The sequence below is a fragment of the Streptomyces sp. NPDC006265 genome (assembly GCF_040613555.1).
Classification (GTDB): Bacteria; Actinomycetota; Actinomycetes; order Streptomycetales; family Streptomycetaceae; genus Streptomyces.
The window spans coordinates 1-2,868 of sequence record NZ_JBEXSH010001030.1 but is presented as its reverse complement, the minus strand read 5'-3'; the positions used below and the strand labels follow the sequence as shown (position 1 = coordinate 2,868).

Annotated in this window: 1 protein-coding gene and 2 pseudogenes; 2 read left to right on the top strand and 1 reads right to left on the bottom strand. The window is 74.0% G+C overall.

The window, feature by feature from the left end:
- Together ABZ281_RS44655 and ABZ281_RS44650 are read left to right on the top strand one after the other, a co-directional pair.
- A pseudogene (locus ABZ281_RS44655) lies at positions 1 to 1,799 on the top strand (AfsR/SARP family transcriptional regulator); the annotation flags it as partial.
- An 80-nt stretch (positions 1,800 to 1,879) separates the two neighbouring features.
- A complete protein-coding gene (locus ABZ281_RS44650) occupies positions 1,880 to 2,464 on the top strand; it encodes a hypothetical protein (protein ID WP_356664024.1) in 585 nt (194 codons plus the stop codon).
- A gap of 4 nt (positions 2,465 to 2,468) precedes the next feature.
- Here the strand turns inward: ABZ281_RS44650 and ABZ281_RS44645 are convergent.
- A pseudogene (locus ABZ281_RS44645) lies at positions 2,469 to 2,868 on the bottom strand (HEAT repeat domain-containing protein); the annotation flags it as partial.

Sequence of the window (2,868 nt, the reverse complement as noted above, 5' to 3'; positions counted from 1 at the left end):
CCTCAAGGAACAGACGAAGGACCTCACCAAGCAGACCCGCTGGAAGTCGTACGGTCCTGCCCCGCCAGCAGACCCTGCGCGCCGTCGTCGACTGGTCGTGGGACCTGCTCGACGACGCCGAGCGGACGATGCTGCGCGAGGTGTCCGTGTTCGCGGGCGGCTGGGACCTCGCGGCGGCCGAGGCCGTGTGCTCCGGGCCCGCCGCCGAGCTGATCGGGGCGCTCGTCGACAAGTCCCTCGTCGTGGCGGCGCCCAGCGGGGACGACGGCTCCTCCGGCATGCGCTACCGGCTGCTGGAGACCATCCACGAGTACGCCGTCGAGCGCGCCGCCGACACCCCGGGGCTGCGCACCGCGGCCGAGCTACGGCACCGCGCGTGGGTGCGTGCGCTCGTCGAGCGGGCCGATCCGCTGCTGCGCACCGCCGGGCAACTGCCGTGGATCTCCCGCCTGGAGACCGAGCTGGACAACATCCGCGCCGCGCTCGACCGGACCCTCACCGCCGGGGGCGAGGAGGAGGCCGCTGCCCTCGCCGTGGCCATGGGCTGGTTCTGGTGGCTGCGCAACTACCGCCACGAGGGCATGGAGTGGCTCGAGCGGACGCTGCGACTGGGCGTGGCCCTGGACGCCGCCGGGCGGCCGGAACCACCCGGCTACGTCGAGCACTTCCTCACCGCGTCGGACGGGGAGGCGGGGCATCCGCTGCACGCCCTGCGGATGGATGTGCGCATGCTGCATCTGTTCTTCATGACCGAGGCCGAGTCGATGGAAGCCTTCGTCGACGAGCAGCGGCCGTACATGGAGCGGGTATGGGCCCACTTCGAGGGTGGCGGCCCGCACGCGGCCGGCATCCCCGGGCTCGTCGGCCCGATCCTCTCCTCCTACCTGGGCGATCAGTGCGAGGGCCGGACCGTCCTGGACGCAGCAGTCGCCAACTGCCGTGCGTACGGGAGTGACTGGGAGATCTCCGTCGCCCTGATGTTCCGTGCGCACACGGTCGTCGACGGACCAGGTGGCCTGGAGGGCGTCGACGACGACCTGGCGGAGCTGCGGATCCTCAGCCGCCGCGCGGGCGACCGCTGGCTGCGCGCCCAGGTGTGCAGCGCGGTCGGCGAGGCCGCCATGGCACGCAGCCGCTTCGAGGACGCCAAGGGGGAGTACGAGGAGGCGCTGCGGCTCGCGTACGAGGTGGGCGCCTACGCCGAGTCGCCGTTCCTCATCGCCCGGCTCGCCGAGATCGCCTACCGCGCGGGAGACCGGGTGGCCGCGACGGCGTCGCTGGACGAGGCCACGGCCGCCGCCGAACGGTACGGCGTGCGGGACTCCAAGGCGTACGTCCTGCTGATGCGCACCCAGATGGCGTTCGAGGACGGGCACATCGACCGGGCGCGCGCGTGGTGCGAGGAGGCCCGTGTGAACACCGCCCCCGGCACACCGCCGCCCCAGTTCGTGGTGATGCTGCTTCTGCTCGACGCCATGATCACCGCGAGGGAGACCGGCCGGCGGTCCGCCCTGCCCAAGCTGGCCGAAACCCTGCGCGAAGCCGTGGAGAAGCGGTGCTCGGACGTGGTCCGGGCCACGGTCGTGGACGGTGCGGCGGGGCTGCTGGCCGACCTCGGCGACTTGACGCCCTTGTCCCGAACACCGGTCAGTCTGCACCCGACCACTGACAGTCACCTCCGGAAGGGGCTCCGGCGCAGGTCAGCGGGGGTGTCGATGCAGTGGGCGCAGCGTCCCGCAGGGCGCCCGCGCAGGACGCCGGCCGGGGTGCCGGCCCGTGGGGACCGTCACGTCGGGTAGGTGCGCTGAGCATCCAGGTGCCGCCGTCCGTATGGGGAGAGCGGCGGGATGGTCGTGGGCTCGTGAGGAGGAGGCCTTCGATGGCGTTACGGGGTCCGAAGGTGTGGCTGTGGCGTTGGCGGCGCAATCCGCTCAAGCGCCGCGCCGACAGAGTGGAGGCCTGGGTCGTCCTGGGCATGTGGCTGCTCACCGTCTTCGTCGGGGTGCTGGCCGGGACGACGGTGAGCCGTTCCGTGGAGGACGGGTTGGCCCGGGAACGGGTCGAGTGGCGCCCGCTCGTGGCACGGCTCGCCGAGCGCGCTCCCGGAACGGCCTCCGAGAACGCCCATGTGTCCCGGGCCGAGCACGTGTGGGCGACGGCGCGGTGGACCTCCGCGGACGGCTCCAAGCACTCCGGCCAGCTGCGGGTCCCGGCGGGCAGCGCCGCCGGCGACCCGGTCACCGTGTGGACGGACCCCGAGGGGCGCCAGGTCACCCGGCCCGTCACCGAGCCCCAGGCCCGCGTACGGGCCTCCCTGATCGGCGGCGTGGCGGGCCTGTGCGCCGCGGTAGTACCCGTGGTCGCCGGCCGTGCCCTCCGCAGCCGCCTGGAGCGCCGCCGCATCGACCAGTGGGACGCGGAGTGGTCCCGCTTCGGCCCGATGTGGGGACGTACGGCGGGGTAAGGCCCTACGGGTACCCCTGCCCGGCCAGCGCCTCCCAACACACCCGCAGCAGCGCCAGGTCCTCGCGTATGCCGTGGCCGCCTGAGTCGCTGCGATGCCGCCGGGGAGCGGCGAGCTCCGCCCGGAGCGCGTCGTGCAGGGGTGCTCCCGCGGGTCCCAGTGCCGAGACGCACTCCGCGATCGTTCTGCGCGTGCGCGGGTGTTCCACCCAGGCGGAACGCAGGACGGGGAGGAACTGCTCCGGTTCCCCGGCGGTCCGCCACACCGCGCACGCGGCCGTGGTCCGCGCCCACCCGTCACCGGAGGCGGCCAGCTCGCGCAGCCCGGGCAGGGCCGGACGCGCCGCCGGGCCCAACCGCCCCAGTACGGCCGCGGCGTGACGCCGGTGGCCCCTCCCGGTGCCC

Excerpts from the sequence above, each read along its gene's own strand:
- ABZ281_RS44650 (WP_356664024.1), top strand. The coding sequence starts at position 1,880 with ATGGCGTTACGGGGTCCGAAGGTGTGGCTGTGGCGTTGGCGGCGCAAT.